This is a genomic window from Legionella sp. PC997, assembly GCF_014109825.1.
Taxonomy (GTDB): Bacteria; Pseudomonadota; Gammaproteobacteria; order Legionellales; family Legionellaceae; genus Legionella.
Window position 1 is genome coordinate 1,511,140 of record NZ_CP059576.1, and the last position, 25,675, is coordinate 1,536,814.

Genomic DNA, 25,675 nt, shown 5'->3' on the forward strand with positions numbered 1-25,675 from the left:
CATCCTAGCATAATTGATCGATGTAGAATATTTTCCAAAATAAAAAATAGTTTGAGTAAGTGGCGCTTAATTCAGGTTTTTTAAGTAGGGGTAGATGCGCTACCCCGAACTTTTGCGCTTTGAACCGGACTCATAGCGCAATGAGATTTTCATTTTCCTGAGGATAATTTATGTTCATTACTGGGGTTTATGGTGCCACTAAGCCAACTTACAACCCATTGTAAAAATCCTACAAGTGGATGCTGGGTATTAAAGAAAGAATAACTCTTCATGGGTCCTTGAGATCGAGGCTTACCTAAGTGTTTTAAATAATCCAATTCCTCTTGAAACAAGATCGAAGTGGCTTGATCATCACTTCCATTGGCTTTTTGGTTGATTGACTCAATTAGAGCATCTATATGAGGTAACTCATCCTTACCAAAAGAGTTTCTAATCATCACCTTGAGGTTTTTTTTGGCTGCATTCCCATCTTGAAGTTTAAGTTTAAACATCAAATCATTTTTCAGATGAGTAGTATCATCATTAACTAAAATCGCATATTTAAGGATATCTAATTGTTGTTCGGTTTGAGCTGATTTAATTAATTCAAGATAATGCTTTGCGCGAATTTGCCCGCAATAATAATCAAAAAAATAAGAGAAATAACTTAAAGTTTGATCGCGATGTTTTAGATAATAATCCATAGCCTCAGTACATTCTCTTTTTAATTGATCTAAGTTCGACTTTTTCAAATGGGATTTCTTCACAACCGTTTTAGAAGGTAAAGATACTTCCTCCTTTTCATGCCCCCCTGAAACAGATACTGTAACTCTCATTTCTAATTCTGGTGATGCTGGTTTTGAGGGTACAGAGGGGTTATCTTTCATTTCGGGTTCGGGTAATACAGGGTTTGAGTGTAATGAAACCACGTTGGTTTGAGACGGAAAAAAATGTTGAATTGCAGGCAAAACAAAATGTTCGGGTAAGTTTGCTTGAACTAAACGTTCGCGAAGTAATTTAATTGTTTCATGGAATTCTTTAGAAACTTTTTCATTTTGTTCCAACAGCGGTTTTTGAAATTGTCGGAGAAGGCAGTGAAGTTTAAATTCCAATCGACAAACCTCTTTAAATCGAGAGTTTTCCAGCAATTGTTCTAATAGCTGATAATGGCTTTCACTTAAGTAATCCGGAGAGACATCTTTTCCAGCCATAACGATTTTTATTTGTGCTAGATGATTTACTATTTCCGGATTTTCAATGGGTTGATCCAAATCAATCTTCTGTTCGCTAATGATTTTCTGACATTCTTCAAATATTTTAGCAAGTTCTTCAAGGGCTTGATCTAATGAGATATAGTCAAAAGTATAACGATAAATGTGATTATTTAGATCGAGCTGTTTTTCCAACATCTTAAGCTCAATACGCTGTAAAGCTTCATAAATTTTTGCTTGATATGGGAATGCCAGTTCCTTGAGTAAATAAGGATTATCTCTATTAAGGAGTTGGAAAAGGCGAGGGCGGACATCAAGTTTGTCATAATAGGCCTCAAGATTTTGCAAATGAGCTAGGACGATATCTTGAGCATGATCCTGTATAACTTTTTGAAGCTCTAAGTCAACATCGGTCAATTTTTTATGTTCAATAAGATTTGCTACTGTTTCCCAGGCTTCTTGGTGCAAAGCTTCAACTAAGAGTTTACTCAGTGTGTATTTTCTTTCAAATAAGGGAAAAACTTTTTCAAAAAGGATCGGGTCTTTCAACGCATCTAAAATAACTTTATCTGGAGCATTGGGAAAGTTGCTTTGAGCATATAAAGTGTTAAATTTGTCTTCGTTTTTTTCCGCCACCGCTCTTTTTAAAATTTTTAAACACACTGTATTTTTTTGGATGGAAGGGTCTTCCAATGGACTTTTAAGAGAACTCAGTAACTGGGCCCTGGGATTATGGACGTTTGATTTTAGTACGAGTTGATAAAGTCTTCCGTAGCCTTCTTTATAAAGAGTTTCAAATAAAACTGTAGGGTTTTTATCTTCAAATATGTTCTCACCAAATAATTGCTTAAGGGCATATTCTCTTTCAGACCGCATTAGATAAAATTGTTTAGAAAGGAGTTGATTGGCTATTCTTGTTTGCTTTTTCTCACAACTAAAAAGGAACAACTCTTTATAATCTAAACCGAAATCAAGATTAGATTCTATAAAGGGTGTTAAAACAGCGTCATGACCTTTTTCTATTGCCTCTTTAAGTAATTTTACTAGCGGTTGTTTTAAAGGAGTATGTGGGGTTATTATTTTTTGCTCCAGGAATTGGGCAACTAAGCGTTTATTGTTATTGGTTAATGCAGAGGTAAAAATTTCCTCTGCTAAGACTTGATTAATAATAAATATAAAGGGTTTTAAAACAAATTCTTGCCCTTCTTTTATGGCCTTTTTGAGTAATTCAATGAGTTCTTCAGGAGTTTGAGGAGTTACTTCTTCTGTAGGGGGTTGGGAGGGTAGTCCTTCTTTAGGAGTTTTATCAACTATAGCTTTTTGTTTAAAAAATTTGGCTAATAAGCTTTCCTCGTTTTTTGCTAAAACAGAAACTTGTTCCGTTATTTCTTCATTAATTATAATTGTTTCGTTCTGGAACAGAGATTCCAGAGGTATTAAAAAGTTACATTTTGCAAGTCGAGCAATCAAATTTTGTTCTTGTTTTAATTCAGGCTTGAGTAGCAATAGTAATTTAATCCCATTTTCATTTTTGTCCTGGATCAACTCTTCTAAGAATTCCTTCAGTTCGTCGGTTTCCCATTGGACGGTTCTAAATAGTGTTTTCGCGAGAGCGGGTAGCTTATTCTTGAACAAATCCTTAATTCGCTTTTTTTGTTCTTGTGGATTTGTATTCCATGAAAAAGGCACTCGGGGAATACTGGGGATCGCTCGTTGGAGCTTGGCCAAATTTCTCGTATTTGTAGCGTTAGTATTAAGGTAATCATTAAAAAGTTCGGGTGCTTTTTCTGCGCATATTTCTATAACTGGTGCAATATTCCAATTTAAGCTGGATTCTAATATGAGTTTCTTCATTTCGGGGCTTGCAGATGCAAGACAAGTTTTGATGACGGAATAATCGTCATAATCAGAACACAGTATGAAAAGAGCTCGTATGTCCTTCGTTTTATGCAATACATTGAAATTTAAATAAGTAAGTGTATCTAGAATTGATAAGTTTGATTCTTCCAATCCTTTTTCGTAGAGAAACTCCAAGGTATCGGGTTCAATATTTGCCTTTTGGGATTGCAATTTCTCTTGCAGAAACAGACTCATATCTTTATTCCCATTCAATATGGCAATTGTGAGAGCGCTTTTAATCATTTCTACAGAAATATTAGCGTTCCATGCTCTTTTCACATGCTCATTTTTTCGTAGGAAAATAAGGGCATTGAGTAGAGTTATTGACCCAAGTGGTTTCGTTAGATCAATTAAATCATATTCTCGTTTCTCAACATGTTCCCAAAGCGTAGAATTTGATTGGGTAAGCCATGCTTGGGCATATGTTTCAAAAATGGTTTTATCATTTCGTTGCATGCATTGCGTCAGCAAGTCAGGATCTTGAATATTTACCAGGAATCCATTTCTGAGAAGTTTTTCAAGAGTTGTCACATTGATCTCTTCAATAAGCTCTTGGTTAAAAATGGAAGGGTATGATTGTGGGGTGATTTTGGCTTTTCCTATATGTTGAAATAATAAATGCAAAACATGATGTTGATTAGCAATAGCCGCATATTGAACTTGTGTTACTATCTGTTCTGGTGTCAATTTGTTTAAAAAAAGCTCTATGGTCGGAGAGTCCACCTCTTTTTTAATAAATGTTAAAAGTTGCAAATGATTATAAATCGTTTGATTTTTGGGTCTTACTGTAAGATTCAATTGATCAAGTAATTTTAACACCCTAGTGTGATCGACTTCTCTTCTCATGAGCAGGTGAAGCTGTTTTATGGGTTCATCCAGTAGTAACTGTAACTCAATTTTTAATTCTTCTTGATCTTCAAGCACAGTATAGGTCTTGAGATAGTGCTCAATCAGTTTTTCGGCTTCGTGGAGGTTTCCAACATACAGATTACATCGAATCCCTCGCAAAACAGCTTTTTTAATAACGGGGGAGACAGGTTGTTTAATGAGAAGATTATTGAATTCAGGACGGAAATATTCTTTTGTCAACTGGTCAAAACTAATTTTATCTTGTTGAAATAAGTATTCGAGGGTGGCGGTGTCATTTGCAACAGCAGCAAAGAAACTTGACTTGGCGTCGACTTGATTCGCAAAAGCAATTTTATGCAATTCATTGTGCGAAGGGTACTGTTCGGGGGCTGCTGAGGGAGGAGCAAAACCACGAATAGCTAGACCAAAAGAATCGTCTTTGTAATCAAAGCAATCTTTAATTTCCTTGATTAAGTCATCAATGGTTTCAAACTGTTTTGTTTTTCTGGTGTAATTTGGATCGTAAACAACGTATTTTCCATTTTCGACAGATAAAGTGATAGCATGGTTGTTGCTAAAAATGGAATAAGATCGGTTATTGCGAGTAATCTGTTTGAACAGTTCTTTCCATTTTGCTTCAGTTGTTACAAGTCCTAAATTTAATTCGTTTCTTAATGGCTTATTTTCAATATCTAATATTTTTTCGACGTCGGTTTGCAAAACCTCATAATAACTATATTCATCGGCACGGAATGTTTTTTCAATTTTGATTATGAAGTTGTCAATTGTGGGATTATCACCAATACAATAAGTGCTGGGTAGGTTCGCCAATTGGGTGAGCAAATCAAAAAACGGTGCAGTTTTAGTCTCTAAACTTTCTTTGGTATTTTTTGTAGCATATTTAATATATAGAGCAGCGAGTCCAGCGCAAATTCCTTTTTTATTTAAAGTAAAGTCAATATTGCCTTTTTGTTTTAGACAAAAATTTACTACATTAATAATTTTGCCTTGATTTGCCACAGTGATCCCCCTTTTTTTACGTGTTGCGATTATAATTGACGTATTAATTTAATACAATTCATATTGAATTATATTTGGTCACTTTCGAGGGAGGATTGTACTAAAAAGTAGGCAAAGTTAAGGGTATTCTTCTAAAATAACCTCTGCTGCGGGAGGCCTTAAATTATAATGGGAGCTCATACAATATCCATATGCTCCGGCATTTGCAATTAAAATGATATCTTTTTCTCGAGTTCTCGGCAGTAAACGATCATATCCCAAAGTATCCCCGGATTCGCAAATTGGGCCTACCAGATGTGAAAAACCGGATTTTTTCGAGTGCAGTTGACTTAGATTGACAATTTCATGATAAGCACCATATAAAGAAGGTCTGATTAATGAATTCATTCCCGTTTCAATGCCTATAAATTGTATTGTTCCTTTTTCTTTACATTGAGTTACTTTTGCTAAGAGAACCCCACTTTCTGCGACGAAATAGCGCCCAGGCTCCAACCAGAATTTTAAATGGGGGTATTTTGCTTTTACTTTTAATAATCGTGAATCAAGTTTTTTCAGATCTAGGGGTTTTTGTTCTGGCCTTTCTACAATTCCCAAACCACCACCTAAATTAATGAATTGGGTTTTAGGAAATTTCTCGGTGAGTAAGGAGAGCATTAAAGCAGTTTGTTCCCAAAGTTCTGGCGTAAGAATTCCGCTCCCCGAATGTGAGTGCAGGCCAATAACTTCGGTATTATACTTCTGAGTTAAAATTCTAAGTTGTTCTATGTCATTTTGATCAATGCCAAACTTTGATTCATTACCGCCAGTAACTACATGTTTGTGATGACCAGCGCCTGCGCCTGGATCGAGACGAACGATAATCTCGCGATTTTTAAATAGTTCAGGCCAGTTTGCCAAAGGGTATAAATTATCTATGGTGACATAACAGCCTAAATCCATGGCAAATTTATATTCTATCTTGGGTGCAAAATTCGGCGTGAATAAAATTCTTGTTTTATTTATATGCGGGAACAAATCGATTACTCGCTTTAACTCCTGAATGGAAACACATTCAAATCCAATTCCCTCTTGTTCCAATGTTTTTAGGATAGAGGGATGGGGATTGGCTTTGATAGCATAAAATAGAGTATCAATTGATTGTAATTTAAGTAACTGTTTAGCCCGAGAAACTTGTGTTGGGGTGTGATATACATAGCAGGGGGTGTGTTGTGCTCCAATTGCAAGCAGACGATTACGCTCGATTTCCCACCATGGGGTAGGGCGTTTAATTCGTTTTTCAGTTTTTTGAGGATGAAAAACTTTTTCAAATTGAATAATAAAACTATCCAAAATTGGATTATCTCCAAGAAAATAATCATTGGATATCATGCATAATTGTTCGAATCCTTCAAAAAATTGATCGGTTTTATTTTCGAGGGAATAATGTAGATATAAATCAACTAATCCGGCATAGGCAGCTGATTTATTCAATTTAAAATCCTTGTCGGTCTTTTGTTTGATACATAGAGTGAGCGCATCAATAATTCGGCTATTTTGGGTCATTTATGAGCTCATGATTTGATTGCATCATATGAGAGTATAATTTACTAATTGGTCTAATTCAATTCACTTTGGGTGTGCTGTAATATTGGTCAATATGATGCATTCATTTATGCTTGCAATTTTATTGAGGCTCACTTAGTCTGTATTAAAAATAATTAATAAGGAATATTGATATGGCTCAAGATAAAATAAATATGGATGATGCAGGAAAGACGGGGACTTTAATTGCTCTGGGAAATACAATATTAGCACCTTTGTATTGGGTAGATGCGAAATTGGGGTTAACTACAGCCATTATTGGGACTGGTGTATTTTTATATGGGGCACATGAAATAGGCAAGAAAAGAAGACCGATTCAAAATGGGGTAAATAACTTAAATTCTTTTTTTGGTGGGAATACAGGGGACAAAAGTACTGAAGTTGAAAATGCTTTTGCAAATATCGTTGTTGGCGGTGCGGCTATTTTTGACGAAATTATGCCCAGTGATAAAAAAAGTCATCCATAATATTTTAGCATCTAAAATAATTACTCAAGGAAGTGTAGTATGCCCCGAGATCAAGTAAGTCCTGAAAAAGTTCTAAAAACTGGAGCATTAATCAGTTTCGGAAATTTATTTATGTCACCTTTTTATACGAGATTAGGTCCCTTTGCTTCACTAACTTTAACCGCAGCTGCGTTATTTGGACTGCATGAAGTAGGCAGGAACAAACAATCGGGAAATGGCTTTTGGAGTTTTTTTTCAAATAAAACCAATCCTAGAGATTCCGATTTAGATACTACCATCAAACAGGTTATGGAGGGTGGGGCCTCGGTGTTTGATCAGATTTTTCCTCCGGGGAAAAAATGAGTGAAATTGTTCTCCAGGACTCAAGAATATACTTGAAAGATTACAAATGAGCTGGTAGAGAATGTGAGTAATGGAACTCTGGGAATCTACAAAGAAACCCCTGGGTTCGTTAAATCCTGACTATAATTATTTAACCTACTTTATGAATTTTAACTAACATGCCAATCTGAGCATTGTCGAGATAATAAACTACATTATCTTTTAAGCGTTGCTTTTGTAAAACACTGAATGATGTTTGTGGGTTATTAGGTGGTGATACCTGAAGTTCGGCATCAAAAGAATAATAATTGCTTTGCTTTATGTTTAAAGTACCTTGCATTTGCCAACCGTTATGATCCGCGAAAGGTAGGGCAACAGAACTTTGATTATTCCCAGGTTGCTTCCATGAATAATATCCCAAGACTTGATAACGGGATTTTCGAGTCAGGAGATAGTATTCATCGCGTAGGCTTGAAGATGAAGGGGATAACAAGTGATAGGGTTTTCCCGATTTTTCTGAATCTAATTTCAAGGATATTGCATTGGGGTTCGTTGGGATAAGCGGCACATCAACAGAGAATGCTTTGTTTTGATTTGGCTGAGCAAATATAATTAAATCAATTTGATAAGAAGACTTTGCTAAAGTCAGGGCTGAATAAAGCAGGCTTAGAGTTATTATTATTAATCGTTCCATGGCTTATCTATTGTTATTATTAATTGGTTTTAACCTATCGCATCACAGTCACTCTGCTTCTAGTCTAAAAAATATATGTCTTTCTCAGCAATGTTTTATAATGCGATTATAGCTGCCTCTATGGAGTTCACTCAACAACAATTTTGGGAAACTTATCTGCATAATTAATTGGTTTTTTAGCTAACTCCACAGCACTCTTCAGGGCTGTTTTAATTAATGTATCCGTTAGCTCATTACGGTTTTGAGTAGCAGTAGGGTTTCCCTCATCACAGTTTTGTCTTATGCGTCCATCCAAAGGAAGTTGCCCTAGTAATGTGGTATGGTGTGCCGCACAAAGAGCTTCAGCACCACCTGCACCAAAAATGGCTTCTTGATGCCCACATTTAGTGCAAATATGGGTGGACATGTTTTCTATAATACCCAAGACATCAATGCTTGTTTTAGCAAACATGGTAATCGCTTTTTGTGCATCAAGAGTTGCTACGTTTTGTGGAGTGGTTACTACTATCGCTGCGGTTAAAGGGATTTTTTGGACTAAAGTCAACTGGATATCACCGGTTCCTGGTGGTAAATCAATGAATAAATAATCCAGATCATCCCAAAGGGTAATATCCAGCATTTGGATAAGCGACTTAGCAAGCATAGGACCTCTCCAGATGAGTGCCTGCTCACTGTTTGTCAAATAACCAATAGACATGGTTTGGATTCCATGGGCTTTTGCCGGAAGATAATGCTCGCCGCTGAGTGCTACTGGTTCGGTTTTTCCAAGCATTAAAGGCATGCTTGGCCCATAAATATCCGCATCCAGAATACCTACCCGCGCTCCTAACCGTGCTAATGCTGTTGCCAAGTTTACAGTTACAGTAGACTTTCCTACCCCTCCTTTCCCTGAGGCGACTGCAATCGTATTCTTAACGCCGCGCAATCCTTTCCCAGCAAGTTGTGTCCTGTGCGGTTTTATTCGTTGGGTGATGTGAATGACTATATCTTGATTGGGGAATGCAGATTGTAACTCTGCGCATAATAAAGGTTTATATTGTTCTTCTAAGGAGTTACAAGGAAATCCGGCAGTTAAGTTAAGGAGCAGTTCTTTGTCGGTCATTTCGAGGCTGCACTGCAAATTCATTTCCTTACCGGTCAGATCAAGAAACGGATCTTTTATAGTACTCAGCAAATGGATTACAGTCTGTTCAGTGGTCATTGGTTGGCCTTTTAACACAAAAGATAAATAATAGCGCAGAGCAGTTTTATTTCATAGGATTAGTTTTCCAGATTAAAAAGTGACTTCAGCCGACTCATATTCCCAACTAACCCAGTGATTAGTAGAGAGGTAATAAAGACCACAATAAATAGGAAGCGACGTATGAATGCTAAGATAGGAAGCATATTCGTCTAATTGTTGTCGATGCTTCATCATGGATGCTTCATCTTCTTTTCCTGTCTTGAAATCGATAATCCAGCGTTTGCTTTGGTCCTCAAAAGTGCGGTCAATGATGCGAGTAATGGGTCTATCTTGCTGTTTTACCAATAACTCATATTCATTTTGCTCCTGGTTATGTTGACTAATAATCCAGAGTCCTATTTGATCTTCAAACATTCGAGTAATTTGCTCTTGGATACTTGCCAGAGTCTCATGTTGCATATTTTCATCGAATCCTAATTTTCGTAACTCATAGTGTACAAGGTTCCAAGGAACATCAGCTATGCTTTCTGGATGATGATCACATATCCACTGCAATAGTTGATGCGTTACGATGCCTGCTAATCGAGGGATAGTTGTTGAGAAAGTAGATGGAGTAGTTTTGAGGCTAAGACGCACATCAAAAGATTCAGATTCTTTATTTTGGTAAAAATCAAGTGGTAAACGTCCGAGTTTGGGTAAAGACCCGTTGATTTCTTCAATTAGGGACATAGTATTGTCTTCAGAAAATTCTAAATCTTTAAGAAGATATCTGAATGAAGCTTTGGAAGTACGTTCAGAGTGATCCATTAAATACAGACGTGATTTTGCCCTTGTTACGGCTACATAGAGCAATCGTTGTGCTTCATAATGACTTTTAACACCATCTAAACGACTTAAATAATCATATAAAGCACAATGTTCTTGGTGTGCCCCTTGTATTGGAGACATGAGGAGCAAATTGCCATGTTTTTGAGTTGGTAAATTAAGCCAACGTAACATAGGATTATCGCCGCGATTGGGTTGCATACCCAAACCTGGTAAAAGTACCGCATCAAACTCAAGCCCTTTGGATTTATGAATAGTCATTATTTGTAAACGAGAGGGATTCGCTTGCTGTGAGTAAAGCTTGTTTAATTCTGATAGAAATTCCTTTAGATCAGGTATACGACCATCTTGTTCATAACGATCCAGTAAGCTCCAAAATTGCTCCAAATCGTTGAGTTGAGCAGTCTTGAGAATATTATCCATATGTAATTCTTTTAAAGTTTGGATCACCCAAACTGAAAGCTTGCTTTCATATCTTTGAGTTAAAGCTTTATGCATGACGCGTATAAAAAAATCGGCACGAACCCTACCTTCTTCACTTAGTCTGGGAATTTTATTTAAATTTAATAAGGCAAAGTAAATCGATTTTCTCTTATTAAACTCAGCTATGGCATGAATGTCACTTAAAGCCAAACCGCAATAGGGACTGTGAAGTGCCGCAAGCCAGGAAAGACGATTTGCTGGCGTCAACAAAGCCTGGGTCAAGGACCACGCATCCCGTATATGACCTAGATTGGCTAACAGAGTAATATCTGTGCCTTGATAGGGAATTTGATGTTGGCGCAAGAGCTGGATGATTTCACCAAGTTGCGTTCTTGAGCGTACCAGAATCGCAATCGTTTGATCAGGAAAAGTTTGTAATTCGTTTTGAACAATTTCGATGAGTTTTTTTGCTTCTTGTTCCCGATTTTTAAATTGTAAAGAGTGAATGGTACTGCCGTGTTCATCTTGAATGACATTGACACTGGAATGAAATGAAACGGCCCCAGACTCTATATCCACTTGTTTTGGAAAAATATTGGCAAATTGATGATTGACCCAATTAACAATAGTTTGGGTCGAGCGGAAGTTGCAGCTTAATTCCAGTGATTTCAATTTAACCGGTCCAATGCCTTCTTCTTTAGCACGAAAAAATAAACCTACTTCAGCTTGCCTGAATCGATAAATCGATTGCATGGGATCTCCGACTATAAATAGAGTTTTCCCATCCTGTTCTTGCCAACCCAGGACAAGTTTTGTTAATAATTCAAATTGAGTAATTGATGTATCCTGAAACTCATCGACTAGAATGTGATGAAGCGTATGATCCAGATATAAAGCTAAATCAGTAGGATTTTCTGCATCGCCCAATGCATTCAATGCTTGCTGTGATATAGCAGTAAAATCCACTTCATTTTGCCCGCTAAACAAAACGTGTAGATGGCTTACAAGAAGGGGAAGCAACAAAAAGAGCGCTTGTAAGACCTCCCATTGTTCCAAATCATATTCAGGTTTAGGTAAATTACTTACTTGGATTAACGCCTCAAGAAAATCAGGATATTCATTGAGTTCGTTGAGTAATTCTTTGCTGGCATTTTTAAGTCTCTTGTATTCATCGGGAGCGCAAGAGGTACTAAGCAAACCTACGTGATGATCAAAGCTTTTCCGGAATTGGGCATCCCCTGTAAGTAAGAGTTTACTTAGAGCGGTTGCTATCTCTTGAGTGGTTTGTTGGAAATCATACCAATTTTTGAGTAGATATCGTGGTGAATTGGAATTATTTTCTATAATGGCCAATTCCCGGGCGCATTGCGTTAATTCTTGAGCCAAATATGAGGGCAAACTTTGGGTAAAGCGTTTTAACTCATGCTGCTCTATAAGAAGTAATGCATGTTCAAATGCTGATTTTTTCTGAGTTCGGGCTTGAAATAAAGGAACTATCCATTGATCTCTTTTAGCCAGCAATCCAGTGAATAATTCAAGCAATCGATCCTGGCGATTATCCACATGCAACAACAGAGTTTTTATAGCATTCTGATATTCCGGGGATGTCAGAGCAAACTGAATACAGCATCGACTGGCGTTTAAATAATGATGTTCCGCTTTTTCAGTAATTTGTGAATAGGAAATTTGCTTTTCTAAAAGCGGAATTGACTGATTAATGCTTTGACATAAGGAATCTATTGTAATGATTCTTAGCCGGTTAGGCTGCTGTAACAAATTCCATTCATAGGAAGCATCACGTTGAAGTGCTGCATGGGCAAAATCAAGCGTCTTTTGCTGATGCGGGCTATTTGCTTTGTTATTGCGAGCAGCCTGTTGAAGCGCCAAAACGATACGCTCACGCATTTCACTCGCAGCTTTACGGGTAAAGGTTAAGGCGACTATCTGTTCTGGTGACGTTACGGTGCTTAACAATCGTAAATAACGCTGAGTCAGAATTTCAGTTTTACCCGATCCTGCAGGGGCTTGTACGATAAATGATAAGGAAGGATCAGTAGCTTGACTTCGTTGATCACTGTCGACTAGCATTATTTTTATATCCCTGTATAAACATGATTGAAAAAACTTAGGGGGAAGGAGATTAATTTAGTCTTATGAATGCCTCTCAACCCCTGGAGAACACCTTCTCCCCATAGGGAGAAGGGAGGTTAGTCAATAACAATTTCTTGTGCAGGTGGACGCAAATTGTAATGGGAACTCATACAACGACCATAAGCTCCGGCATTAGCAATTAATAATACATCGCCTTCTTCTGTTACGGGTAATAATCGGTCATAGCCCAAGGTATCTCCAGATTCACAAATCGGGCCTACGATATGAGAAAAACCCGCTTTTTCTTCATGTAATCGACTTAGGTTTACGATTTCATGATAAGCACCGTATAACGAGGGTCGGATTAATGAGTTCATACCGGTTTCTATACCCACAAATTTTACCTTTCCTTTTTCTTTGCATTGGGTAACTTTGGCTAGGATTACACCACTTTCCGCTACAAAAAAACGACCCGGTTCAAGCCAGATTTGAATTTGAGGATAACGTGATTTAACCGCCATTAGCGAAGCATCCATACTTGAAAAATCTAATGGTTGTTGGCCGGGCTTCTCTACTATACCCAGTCCACCACCAAGATTAATGGATTTGACTAGTGGGAATTGCTCTGTCAGCGAGGCGAGCATTAAAGCGGTTTGTTGCCATAATTCTGGGGTGAGAATGCCACTACCTGAGTGTGCATGCAAACCGACTACCTGGATTTTATATTTCTTGGTTAATGTGACAACTTGATCAATATCATTTTGCGTAATGCCAAATTTTGATTCATTTCCCCCAGTTGAAACATGTTTGTGATGCCCCGCACCAGTACCTGGATCAATACGAATAATAACTTCACGATTTTTAAATATATCGGGCCAATGTTCCAATGGATATAAACTATCTATAGTAACATAACAGCCTATATTTAGAGCATATTCATATTCTGCTCTAGGCGCAAAATTAGGAGTAAACAAAATTCGTTTTCGGTCTATATTAGGAAAGAGTTCCAGTACTCTGGTTAACTCTTGAATGGAGACACATTCAAGACCGATCCCTTCTTGTTCCATTGTTTTTAAAATCGATGGATGAGGATTGGCTTTGATTGCATAAAATAAGGTGTCTATGGACTTTAAGGCCAGTAGTTGCTTCGCTCGCTCCACTTGTGTTTGACTGTGATAAACATAACAAGGCGAATTAACTGAGGCTATAGTTAATAAATGATCGCGCTCTTTTTCCCACCATGGAATAGTGCGCGCCGAAGGTTTGCCAAACTCTTCATGCCAGCTTTTTGAGTAGTAAAAAATTTGAGGGTTATTTTCTATAAGTAAGTGGTGTAGTTTTTGGCATAGTTGATTTGCTTGTGACTCATCCACCACAAATGTGAGGTTTAAGTCATTGGATGCCAGTGACATTAAGTAGACTTGTTTCGCTTCAAATACTTCTAATGCTGGGCCAAGTTGTGGCAATACAGTTCTGATATGATGACCAACGAGACTCACTGCACTACAGGGTTCAATGAGTTTTGCTCGACCAAATTGATTTAGCTCTGCAAGTAAGGCATTAATTGCAGGACGATCATGTATTTTACTATTAATATCCAGGGATAAAGTAACATTAAACTCGGAGGAGGAGAGTAAGTCTACTGAGAAGCCATGATGTTTGAAGGCTGTAAATACATCAGATAAAAATCCTACTTGTTGCCACATGTGCAAGGTATCTATAGAGATCAATAAAATACTGTTTTTAATCTGTATGGATTTTATTAAAGGGGCCGTTTCATCAATATCCTTAGTAATCAATGTTCCTGAATGTTCCGGCATTTGAGTAAATTTGACTGACATTGGAATATTGGCGCGTCGGACCGGAGGAATACAGTTTGGGTGTAATACCTTCGCTCCCATGGTGGCAATTTCCTGAGCTTCATCATAATTTAATTTTTTCAATAAACGCGCTTGAGGCAGTTGATGAGGATTGGCCGTATAAATTCCAGGAACATCAGTCCAGATTTCACATGATGCAGCTTGAAGTTTGCCTGCAAGTAATGCAGCAGATGTATCTGAACCTCCGCGACCCAATAAAACCGTCTCCCCTTGAGGATTGGCAGCAAAAAATCCTTGAGTAATAATGGCTTGAGCACCACTGTTAAGAAATTTTTCAACTAACTCGGGAGCATATTCACTTTCACAGCGAGCAGAAAGGTAATTTGCTGAGCCACCTTCAGGAAAGGGTGTACTGATTAAGAGTTCACGAGCATCATACCAAGTACAATGAATTCCTTGTTTTTCGAGAAATGCATGTCCTAAGCGGGTCATCATTAATTCACCCATACTTAGAATTTCCGCATGCGTTTTTGCAGGAGCTTGCTTTAGTAAGGCAATTCCAGTAAGCCATTGCTCCAGTTGAAGTAATTCTTTTGCTATTAATTCAGGATCAACTTCCAGCTGTTCAGCAAGATTAAGATGCCCATTACGAATATCAGTAAGAATACTCTGATGTTCATTGATTAAAGCCGCTTCAATAGCCTTTTCGAGTTTGTTAGAAATTTGGGTTAGTGCGGAGCATACAATAACAGGCTGTACTCCAGAACTCATATGTTTTTTAGTAATGGAAACAATATTATTCCAATTGTTGCGAGTTGAAACGCTGGTACCACCAAATTTAGTTACTATTTGTTGCATGATTCATTTCCGCACAAAATTAATACACATTATCATGGACAGGAGTGGGTACACAAGTTCTTATAACTTGAATTACTGATCTAATGCCAGTTTTACTCATTAATTGCCCACGATGGATTTAATTAATTCACTCTGAATTAATTTTCATTACCTGTTGAATATAAATAAGAAAAAGGTATTTTTAATGATTTGAAAACAGGGTAAACTCGTTTTTTAGCGGACGTATTTTATTCAATTTTTGAAGTATGATATCTGAGGAGTAACAGGAGTGAAAAATATGCACAAACCTTTAAGAACACTGGTTAATGCGGCTGTTCTTAGTGTTCTGGCTAGTGGTGGAGTTCATGCAGCTGGATTTTCTTTATATGGAGAAGCTACCGGTTATACAGTGGGTAACTATGCGGCTGGTTCTGCCGCAGAAGCTGCTGATGCATCAACAGGTTGGTATAATCCCGCTGGTTTAGCTTTACTTCGTGAGCAACAAGTAGTTTTTAGCGGTGTTGGCATATTTCCTACTCTTAAGCTGGATGGTACAAGTACCTTTACTACTTCTACAGGTCTTCCTCCTCCGTTCCCCTCAGCAGTTCAATATGTACAAGAGTTTGAAGGAGTAGATGGCAGTTATAATGGTTTTGTTCCTTCATTCCATTATGCGCTTCCTTTAGGTGAGCGTACTACCTTCGGTTTTAGTATGACTGCTCCATTTGGTTTGTCTACAGATTGGGCTCCTGATTCTCCTGTACGTTATTCTGCGACCTACACTGAAATTTTAACTACTAATTTTTCGCCAGAATTAGGCACTCGCTTAACAGAAAATTTTGCATTGGGAGCTGGTCTTGATTTGCAATGGTCTCGTGCTAAATTCAATCAAATGATTGGTGCACCAACTTTATTTCAAATTCTTGGAGAAAATCCTGCTACCGTTGATTCTTTAAGTTACAACAAAGCGGCTTCTTGGGGTGTTGGATTTCATGTTGGGGTGATGGGAATATTTAATGACAATCACACACGCATAGGTCTTAACTATCAATCCAGAGTAAGACATGTGTTCTATGGGCATAGTCGTTTTTCTGGAATTTTAGCCAATAATAATTTTAATCTGGTTTTCCCTGTATTGCCTCCTTCAACATCTCGAACAAATAATGATTTATTCAGTGACCCACAAGAATTTCCAGATGTACTTACTCTAAGTGCTTATCAAGATATTAATGAGCGACTCGCTTTATTGGGATCTGTTGTTTATACCGGATGGGGTGTTTTTAAAGAAATCCAATTAAATAATGTGGCTGTACCCAATATCGGACACGCACCAATTTTTCCTGTGACTCAGGCAAATATTAATAGCAATGTACCCCAAAATTACCATGATTCTTGGCGTGTTGCGCTTGGTGCAAATTATCATGTAAATCCCAAGCTAATGCTTCGTGTAGGTGGCGGTTATGATGAAACTCCAACAAATGATATCGATCGAAATGTTCGTTTACCTGACGTAGATCGTTGGGCCGTGGCTGTAGGTGCTCATTACCAATGGCGTCCAAATGTAGGTGTTGATGTGGGCTACACCCATTTGTTTGCTGGGAACAAGCCAAACGTTCATTCTGAACAGCCTCTCTCACAAACTTCTGTATATAATGTGGATGTGGATGACGGTAATTTTGGTGCAGATTTGGTTGGTGCTCAATTGACATGGATTATTGATAAAGCCCCAGCAACACCTACCAAATAACTATTTATCATCTAAATAAAAAAGCCACTTTTAAGTGGCTTTTTATTTACTGGGTACTTTTGAGTTCAATTGGAGACAAGTTTTTGTTCCTTAACCTCATTAAAATAAATAAATTATTTTTTTGTTATGGTTGCTTCGCCGAGGCCATTTACCGTAAGTGTATATCCGTTTTTAGATAAAAATTTTGGAGTGATGTCTCCAGTATCAAGATCCATATGAACCTCGCCAACCTCTATAGGATTGGATGTATTAGTGGCCATTTTAATTACTGCAGAACATTGTCTACCTGTTGTGTGTCCGTAGCAGGCCAATTTTACTAGATTCCAATAAACTCGTTGAGTTGAATTGGCGGGAGTTGGGTATGCAGAAGGTACGCCTGCTATATAAGCGTTTGATTCTTCAGTAGTATTATTATGAGTGGTCAAATAAGTTGGACTTGCAAAAGCTGTTAAAGCACTAATGCTTAAAGCTACTGCTGAAAAACCTTTAAATATTAAATTCATTATATCTTTTTCTCCGTTTAATTATAATTGATTGGTGTTGTTATCGTGTCCACTATGGCTAGGGGACAGTCAAATATTCACACCAATCGGCTGTTCTACATCTAAAACCCATCAAGAGTATATCGGAAAATAACTAAGTGTCTATCACCATCAGCTTTCATAAACACTCTCTGTGTGGGTTTTTATTGTAAGAATAAATGTCGCATGGGAGCCTTAAAGTGTTGTTTTATTTTGACTTAACATACGCGCAATATCTTTCGCAAAATAAGAAATAATAAAATCGGCACCTGCACGTTTTATTGCAGTCAAGCTTTCTATAATACCGTGTTCTTCATTGATGAGTTTGTTTTGAGCAGCTATTTTAATCATTGAATATTCGCCACTTACCTGATAAGCACAAAGGGGGACTTCAGGAAAGTTTTGTTTAAGTTTTGCGATAACATCCAAATAAAATCCAGCAGGTTTTACCATAATCATGTCGGCACCTTCATCAAGATCAAGGGCGGTTTCTCTTATTGCTTCAGCTCCATTTGCAGGATCCATCTGATAGGCCTTGCGATCACCAAATTTTGGCGCTCCTTGGGCTGCTTCTCTAAAAGGACCATATAGGCAAGAACAATATTTAGCACTGTAACTTAAAATAGGAATATGTTGATATCCTTGGGTGTCTAAAGCTTCCCGAATTGCATACACCATTCCATCAGTCATTCCGCTCGGTGCAACCCAATCAGCACCGGCTTGCGCATGACTTATGGCTTGTTTTGCAAGGAATGCTAAGGTTTTTTCAGTATCAATGCATTCTCCATCAAGCACACCACAATGACCATGGTCTGTGTACTCACAAAAGCAAAGATCGGTAATAATGAGGATGTCTTTATTTATAGCACGAATTTCTTTTATCGCTTTTTGAATAATTCCTTCGTTACTAAATGATTCACTTCCATAAGCATCTTTATGTTTAGGAATGCCAAATAGAAGTACTGCAGGAATCCCTAGGGAACTCAGCAATTCAATTTCCTTAGGGATGCACCCAAGACTCAATTGAAACTGACCAGGCATTGCATTTATTTCTTGAGGTTCATTGAGTAGTTCACTGATAAATAGAGGAGCAATAAATTGCTGCGGATGTAAGCGTGTTTCTCTAACTAGAGCTCGAGACATTGCATTACTTCTTAAACGAGTTAATCTTAATGGCATCTGATAATTGGTCATGGAATTCATCCTAATCATATAGTTCACCTCTGTGGCTTAAAGATCATAGAGCCTCAAATGGTGGATATTTTAACACAACTCGTAGCGATCTGAGTGGAGGCGCGTAAATCCGTAAACGCTGGGGGTACTTTTACGAATTCTTAACCAGCTTATTTTTAGGTTTTCGTTGTTTTATTTTCTTATTGGAAGTATATAAAAAATCAATAGCGCTACTGGTATCACTGTTGCTTATTTGAATACTAAAAAATCGATTGAGTAAGTACCTCAGTGTCAACATATTCGTATCGGTTTGTGACAGCCCGATGTTATAACTTAAATAAAGCCGCTTTGAAATAGATTTACCTACTATAAAAGAAGTCGTGTCGCTTGAAGTATTGGTGAGTTGATTGTAATTGGTATTCGTTTGTACATTAAAATCAATACCCGCAGTCTGCTTGAGTTGCTCTAAAAGTTGAAGACCGTTCGTATTACTACCCAGATTCATTGAAGAAATCGCTGCTAAAAGTAGTTGTCCTCCAGCTTTGTCTGCTTGATTTGCTGGACGACCTAAAACAAGCCAGGAAAGAATTTCTGCTTGAGGAAGCGTTGCAGGATCAGAAAATAATTGTATTTTGGGGCGAGTTAATCGCCCTGTGGCTTCTACGCCTAAAATCATGGTTTCCCCATAATTCATATTTTGTAGATTGCTACTATTAAAGTCTAAAAGTTGACTTGAACTGGAGAAGGACGTTGAGGTGGTTGTAATTTTTTTCGCAGCTCGAAGGTTAATTCCCGGGTTACTAATGGGACCACCTGTGAAAATTAATTGTCCTTGTTGTATGGCTAAATCTTGCCCATAAGCTTTATAAGTACCCTGTCTTACTGATAACTCACCATAGGCATTGATTGAGCTTTGTTGCGATTGTTTTAAATGGAGTATTCCATCCAAATAACCCTTTAATCCTTTGATATTGACTGTAACTTCTTTTCCCATCTCCAGATCAATATCCATACTGTTAAACAGGCTAAAAGAAGGGGATGATTTTTCTTTACGTTTAAAAACCACATCATCGGGCAAGGATACACTGTTATGGAAGGAGCGGGGTTTTATTTCAGCATACGGAACCAAGATAGTACCTGAAATGGATTGTATCTTTGGCGTAAAATGTAGATTGAGTTTTGGTGAAATGTCAATTTTGTATTCGCTGGTTTGCACCAGTGGAAAATCATTGCCTTCTAGTACGATATCACCTGTATATCGGGAGGTAAGAGTCCCTTTCCCAGTCAGTGATAAGTGTTTACCTGAGGATTTGATAGAGCCGGCCATTTCCCAAGAGCGTTCTTTTCCGTGCACATTCATTTCCAAAGCATTTATATTAAGTCCTAATCTAGGTAATTCAAAACTGGTATTAATCAGTTTTATTTGACTTTCGATTTTGCGTTTATTCAAAGTACCACTTACTTTTAATGAAGCAATTAATTGCCCTTTGAGTTTGTTAATTTCAGGACTAATTTTTTGTAAAAAATCCATAGAATTTATTTCCAATACTACTTCACTGTTAATTAATTGTTCCTCCTTCAGACCAGTATCCAGTGCAAATTTAGGTAATTGAAACTTCAATTTTAAATCTTTATGTTCATCAATTGTCAAAAGACCAGTTCCTTTAAGAGATTGAGGTGAGAGGAGAATCTTTAAAGAACCCCCTTTGAATTGAAAAACCGGGAGAATGTCATTACTGGGTTCACGATAAAAACCAGGGGATATTGTAAGTGATAAAACCCCCCGATCCTTAGCAGTGATCTCACCTTGTGCTGATAAATTGGTATACAAACGAGCATTTTTTGGGGAGAGATTCTGAGGACTTAGGCTGGCATCAAAAGTCCATTGCCAAGGTAATCTTCCGTGAATTTTTGCTTTTATAAGCCAATGGTCCTCAGGGGCAGTGAGTATTTGGGAGCGTATAGCAATTTGTAGATTAGGTAAGACACCCGTTGCTGTAATCGTTCCGCTTTTGCTATCGATGATTTTATCTTTCGCAGTATTCCATTGCAAACCTTGCCACTGAGCCGTTATTAACTGACTTTCTCGTAGATAATGAGGATGCCATTCGACATTCAATTGTTCAATTTTTAGAGTAAGTGATTTATTTTGATATTCGATTCCGCTCACAGTGAAGTGATTTAATAAACTTCCCTCAATTTGTTGGACTTTTATACTTCCGGGAAGATATAAGCGGCTGAATTGAATTACAGTATGGAGTCCTGACTTGGTTCCTAATAAAAATAAAGCAATACCTCCCAATAGAATAAGGAATATCAAGCTAATATAAAGTACTTTGACAAACACTTGCAGCGTTCTTACCAGAATCCGGTTCATAAGTCTGGTCCCATGCTGATCACCAATCGTGGACTGCTGCTATTTCGCTGCCAACGTTTATTAATTTCTTGAGCCAATCCTACTTTAATTGGGCCTATTGGTGAAACCCACATTAATCCACCGCCTGCATCGTAATAACTAGCTAAAGGAGAAGGATTATACACAGCTCCTGCATCATAAAATGCAACGAGGTACCAATTTTTTTTCGTTTCTTTTTGAATTTCAAATCCAGCATAACTAATTACTCTGCCTGGACCTATTGAATTAAAACTAAATGCTTTTAAATTATCTGCTCCTCCTAAAAGTAATGCAAGTGACAAGGGTTGTTCATTGATGTTATTGATGGCAGTAGCCCCTTGAATTGCATGTCCGTAGAGCCGTAAACGGATGGGTTCTATTCGCATCGCTGCTTTCATATCTACTGAAGCTTGAGCAAAATTAATCGTGGACAACAGAGCTTGGTTTGCAGCAAGCGCATTTAGGGTGATGTTATATCCTGATGGTGAAAAAAGCAGATCTTGTGTTTTGCTAAACGTTAAACTTGCTTTAGGGTAGAGTAAAAATTGTTTTGTATTTTGCTGTAACGCATAATGAAATCCCTCATATAAGGTATTTACTGATAAAGTACGTTGATAATTAGTTACACGATGCTGTTGCGCCAATGAAATAAGAAAAGAATTACTATAGCCTGCACTGTAGCTTAAATTCGAGAAATTTCCGGTTAGAGTGTATTGATCATTTACAGGATTTTTTCCTGGAACTACATACTGGGCTTGCAAGGCATTTTGTACAAAAGAACCTTGAGCCATAAGATTGAATTTATGTCCTTCTCTATTGACAGGTATTACATGCAAAGCAGCTCGGCCACGAGGCCCTGTATCGGTTCCATAACCTGCACCAAGGGTATAGGAGTACTTGGATACGGGTTCAGTATAGATTTGCACAGGAGTTGTGGGGTTTTCTGTAATTTGTGGTTTAACTAGAACGGAACTAAAGTAGCCGCTGTTTGATAAATCATTATTTAATTTGAGTATCTTATCTCCGGAATAGACCTGTCCTGGATGAAAAGGAACAAAACGATGCAGTAATTTGGGATTAATGTAGGTAGGATTAAATTGTATTTGTCCAAAATAATAAAGAGGTCCAGTGTCAAGAATGATTGTGATTTCTGCTGTATAGTTATCTTCATCGATTAAAATTTCACTTTTCTGAAATCCTGCACGCATGTAACCCTGCGTTTCTGCGCTATCTAGAAGCTTTAATTTAGTCTGTTCATATTGTTCCGTGAAAAGGGGATTTCCTTTTTTTAGTGGTACATTTTTTATTGCATCACGTAAGATTGGATTATGTGATCCTTCGCCAATGACTTCCATTTTGAGCTTTGAAATTATTATTTGGGGACCAGGATGGATGGAAATAATCAACTGCTGCGTGTTAGGTCTTTGAAGTATTGCTTCTGCTTTAAAATAGCCAAAAGGTTGCACCGCTTGGATTACTTGTTCCTTTAATTCTTCCAAACTAAATTGAGAGAGGGGTTTTAATTTTTGTAATTCACTCAATCGTTTTTCAACGTTTGCTTCTACTTTCCCAGCGACTCCATGAATTGTAATGGATGCTAGGTTATTACTTTTAGCAAATAAGGTAAAACAGGCAATGAGAAGTATCATATAAATTAATTTTTTCATGATAGTCTCAGTACTCGTTTCACCAGAAATATCCTCTTGTTCAGCGTATAAAACGCTCTTACGAATATACACTTAATCGAAATACAGAGCTAGAATAAAACTTAGCCGCATTATAATGTAGCGCTAATGCAGCGCAGCGAAACTCACGATTTCTGAAATTAAATAAAATTCTGCTCCCGTGGTTTCGATGAGTTTATGCTTTTATTACACATCCGCGGTTTCCATCTCTTTAAGTTTATAAATCAAATCGAGAGCTTCTCTTGCCGTCAATTGATCGGGATCAATTTGCCTCAACTCACGTAAAATAGGTGATTTAGGATTTACCTGGACTATTGCTTGTTCTTGCACTATTGGAGGGGTCTGATTTTGTATTTGATTTAAGTGCGTATGAGCAATTTTTAAAACCTCAGCTGGTATCCCGGCCAGCTCAGCGACTTCAAGCCCATAGCTTCGACTTGCACTTCCCGGCTCCACTCGATATAAAAAGATGATGCGGCCAGTATCTAATGAGGCTTGTAGATGGACATTCCGAATACAAGACCATTGTTGGGGAAGCTTGGTTAATTCAAAGTAGTGAGTGGAAAATAAAGTATAGGCTTTGATGGTTGTTGCCAAATAAGTGCAGGCAGCATAAGCCAACGCCATTCCATCGTACGTACTGGTGCCACGACCGATTTCGTCTATTAAAACCAAACTTTCATGGGTGGCTTGTCTTAAAATTTGTGCTGTTTCAGTCATTTCTACCATGAAAGTTGAACGTCCCGAGGCCAAATCATCACTAGCACCAATACGTGTAAAAATTCTATCAATAGGTCCTAAAGTTACTGATTTAGCAGGTACAAAACTGCCTATATGAGCCAGAAGTACAATTAACGCAGTTTGGCGCATGTATGTGGATTTACCGCCCATATTTGGACCGGTGATAAGTAAGATATTTTGCGAGGGTTTCAGGTGGAGGTCATTGGCGATAAATCGTTCTTGTAGCAAATGTTCAATGACTGGATGGCGACCAGCCTCAATGATTATTTGGGGCTCCGTCACGAGATTTGGACAACACCAATGGAGACTTTGTGCACGTTCCGCTAGAGTGGTTATCACATCCAGTTGTGCTAGAGCTTGCGCTATCTGTGTTAATTCCCTTATATTTTTCTGGATTTCTACCAGTAAATTCTCATACAACCATTTTTCGCGTGCTAAGGCTTTTACTTGTGCCGATAATACCTTTTCCTCAAATTGCTTCAATTCTGGAGTGATATAACGTTCTACATTTTTTAAAGTTTGTTTTCTATGGTAATGAGGAGGGGCTTTTTCTGATTGCATTTTGGACAGTTCAATGAAATAGCCTTGTACGTTATTGAAGCCAAATTTAAGAGAGGAAAGTCCCGTTCTTTGTTTTTCTTCCAACTCCAGTTGCATCAGTTTATCGTTGGCACGTGTGCTGAGCATCCTTAGTTCATCAAGCTCTTCATCAAAACCCGGAGCGATAACGCCGCCATCACGAATTAATACGGGTGGGTTTTCGATGATTGCGCTTTGAAGCAATTCCTGGAGTACTGGTACTGGTTTAAGATGATTTTTTAAGTGTAACGTGAGCTCGCTTTTGTTGTGTACCAATACAGCATTCAATTGGGGAAGAAGGGCTAAAGTATGACTTAAAGCTACTAAATCACGTGGTCGAGCTGATTTTAGAGCAATGCGTGAAATAATTCGTTCCACATCACAGGTTTGTCTCAATAACTCATGGATGGATGCATCGTTTTGTAAATGCATTATTTCCATGACTGCATCCTGACGGGCTTTGATCTGGTCACGATGTTTAAGTGGTCTACCTAACCAGCGTTTGAGTAAACGACTCCCCATGGAGCAGGCGGTTTTATCCAAAAGAGATAACAAGCTGTTTTCATAATTACCACTTATATTATCAAATAATTCTAGATGTTTTTGGGTTGCAGCATCGAGTTGCAAGTAATCCTTCGTATTTTCGAGGGTTATAGTAGTTAAATGAGGCAGCGCTTGTTTTTGTGTGGTGTGTAAATAAGCCAATAAAGCACCGGCAGCGACCAACGCGGTGGTATATTCATTTTCCCCAAATGCAGTAAGATCATGTACTGAAAATTGTTCGCATAAAAGTTTTTTGGCATTGTCGAAGCAAAATTCCCAACCTGGTCTTTGTTTTATGGGAAAATTTTGGCAATATTCTTCTAGAAAGGAGGATTCTTTCAAGAGGAGTTCAGCCGGTTGTAACCTCGTAAGCTCTGCGCTCAGCTGGTTAACTTCTGCGAATTCCAGTAAATGAAAACGGCCACTACTTAATTCAACCCATGCAAGACCGATTTTTTGCTTTTGGTGGTGAACAGCTAAAAGTAAATTATCCTTTTTAGCTTCCAAAAGCGCTTCATCAGTCACAGTTCCCGGAGTAATAATACGGGTAACTTTTCGTTCTACAGGTCCCTTACTCGTTGCAGGATCTCCTATTTGTTCACAAATAGCTACTGATTCCCCTTTTTTAATCAATCGAGCCAAATAGTTTTCTACAGCATGATAAGGAACACCAGCCATGGGAATGGGTTTGTCAGCAGATTGGCCACGATGGGTTAAGGTAAGATCTAATAATTGTGATGCACGTTTGGCATCATCAAAGAATAATTCATAAAAGTCACCCATACGATAGAGCAGAAGCATATCAGGATATTCTGATTTTATGCGTAAATACTGTTGCATCAACGGGGTATGGGAAGTAGTCATGAATGGTTACACTCAAGTTGAAGTTTCGGGGATTTTAACAAAATCACATAAGGTAGAGTAGACTCAATTTGAAGTGACAGATGAGAAGATGCGTTAATACGAGTTGTAGAGATAAAATGGGTGCAATTTTTACATTTATGCCATCTTAAACATCAATAAATACTCCTGGATCCAAGAACAGAATCTGGATATTATCAAATAGACTAATTTAACGATTCATCATGAAC

At 37.9% G+C, this 25,675-nt stretch carries 13 protein-coding genes and 1 pseudogene; 3 read left to right on the forward strand and 11 right to left on the reverse strand.

What is annotated here, in order from left to right; genetic code table 11:
- Nucleotides 1–149: 149 nt before the first annotated feature.
- Nucleotides 150–4,958 (reverse strand): hypothetical protein, encoded by a 4,809-nt coding sequence (locus tag HBNCFIEN_RS06445; RefSeq protein ID WP_182393240.1) that lies wholly within the window; start codon nt 4,956–4,958, stop codon nt 150–152.
- Between the two features lie 117 nt (nt 4,959–5,075).
- Nucleotides 5,076–6,221: pseudogene (gene lysA, locus HBNCFIEN_RS06450) on the reverse strand (diaminopimelate decarboxylase); the annotation flags it as partial.
- 452 nt (nt 6,222–6,673) lie between these two features.
- Between lysA and HBNCFIEN_RS06455 the strand changes: the two are divergent.
- Both HBNCFIEN_RS06455 and HBNCFIEN_RS06460 read left to right on the forward strand, forming a co-directional pair.
- Nucleotides 6,674–7,006 (forward strand): hypothetical protein, encoded by a 333-nt coding sequence (locus tag HBNCFIEN_RS06455; RefSeq protein WP_182393242.1) that lies wholly within the window; start codon nt 6,674–6,676, stop codon nt 7,004–7,006.
- Nucleotides 7,007–7,045: 39 nt separating this feature from the next.
- Nucleotides 7,046–7,348 (forward strand): hypothetical protein, encoded by a 303-nt coding sequence (locus HBNCFIEN_RS06460; RefSeq protein WP_182393243.1) that lies wholly within the window; start codon nt 7,046–7,048, stop codon nt 7,346–7,348.
- 130 nt (nt 7,349–7,478) lie between these two features.
- Here the strand turns inward: HBNCFIEN_RS06460 and HBNCFIEN_RS06465 are convergent, their stop codons facing one another.
- From HBNCFIEN_RS06465 to HBNCFIEN_RS06480, 4 genes are all read right to left on the reverse strand, one after another.
- Nucleotides 7,479–8,021 carry a CsiV family protein gene (locus tag HBNCFIEN_RS06465; protein ID WP_182393244.1) on the reverse strand — a complete coding sequence of 181 codons (543 nt, stop codon included), beginning with the start codon at nt 8,019–8,021 and terminating at the stop codon, nt 7,479–7,481.
- A gap of 127 nt (nt 8,022–8,148) precedes the next feature.
- Entirely contained in the window at nt 8,149–9,222 is a 1,074-nt protein-coding gene (apbC, locus tag HBNCFIEN_RS06470) for an iron-sulfur cluster carrier protein ApbC (protein WP_182393245.1), read from the reverse strand.
- 72 nt (nt 9,223–9,294) lie between these two features.
- The gene (locus HBNCFIEN_RS06475; protein WP_182393246.1) at nt 9,295–12,540 is read right to left on the reverse strand and encodes an exodeoxyribonuclease V subunit beta; all 3,246 of its coding nucleotides are present in this window, start codon (nt 12,538–12,540) and stop codon (nt 9,295–9,297) included.
- A 119-nt stretch (nt 12,541–12,659) separates the two neighbouring features.
- Nucleotides 12,660–15,221, reverse strand: a complete 2,562-nt coding sequence (locus tag HBNCFIEN_RS06480) for a bifunctional aspartate kinase/diaminopimelate decarboxylase (protein ID WP_182393247.1) — start codon at nt 15,219–15,221, stop codon at nt 12,660–12,662.
- 268 nt (nt 15,222–15,489) lie between these two features.
- Between HBNCFIEN_RS06480 and HBNCFIEN_RS06485 the strand changes: the two genes are divergently transcribed.
- Nucleotides 15,490–16,947 carry an OmpP1/FadL family transporter gene (locus tag HBNCFIEN_RS06485; RefSeq protein WP_182393248.1) on the forward strand — a complete coding sequence of 486 codons (1,458 nt, stop codon included), beginning with the start codon at nt 15,490–15,492 and terminating at the stop codon, nt 16,945–16,947.
- A gap of 113 nt (nt 16,948–17,060) precedes the next feature.
- Here HBNCFIEN_RS06485 and HBNCFIEN_RS06490 read toward each other — a convergent pair whose 3' ends face one another.
- The 5 genes from HBNCFIEN_RS06490 to mutS all read right to left on the reverse strand — a co-directional run bounded on the left by HBNCFIEN_RS06490 (nt 17,061) and on the right by mutS (nt 25,448).
- Nucleotides 17,061–17,450: a hypothetical protein gene (locus tag HBNCFIEN_RS06490; protein ID WP_182393249.1), complete on the reverse strand. Its 390-nt coding sequence runs from the start codon at nt 17,448–17,450 to the stop codon at nt 17,061–17,063.
- A gap of 213 nt (nt 17,451–17,663) precedes the next feature.
- The gene (gene hemB / locus HBNCFIEN_RS06495) at nt 17,664–18,662 is read right to left on the reverse strand and encodes a porphobilinogen synthase (RefSeq protein WP_182393631.1); all 999 of its coding nucleotides are present in this window, start codon (nt 18,660–18,662) and stop codon (nt 17,664–17,666) included.
- Nucleotides 18,663–18,792: 130 nt separating this feature from the next.
- On the reverse strand, nt 18,793–21,018 hold the full coding sequence (locus HBNCFIEN_RS06500; RefSeq protein WP_182393250.1) for a translocation/assembly module TamB domain-containing protein: 2,226 nt from the start codon (nt 21,016–21,018) through the stop codon (nt 18,793–18,795).
- The gene (locus HBNCFIEN_RS06505) at nt 21,015–22,703 is read right to left on the reverse strand and encodes an autotransporter assembly complex family protein (protein WP_182393251.1); all 1,689 of its coding nucleotides are present in this window, start codon (nt 22,701–22,703) and stop codon (nt 21,015–21,017) included. The genes HBNCFIEN_RS06500 and HBNCFIEN_RS06505 overlap by 4 nt, the downstream gene beginning before the upstream one ends.
- Nucleotides 22,704–22,907: 204 nt before the next feature.
- Nucleotides 22,908–25,448: a DNA mismatch repair protein MutS gene (gene mutS / locus HBNCFIEN_RS06510; protein WP_182393252.1), complete on the reverse strand. Its 2,541-nt coding sequence runs from the start codon at nt 25,446–25,448 to the stop codon at nt 22,908–22,910.
- Between the last annotated feature and the right edge of the window lie 227 nt (nt 25,449–25,675).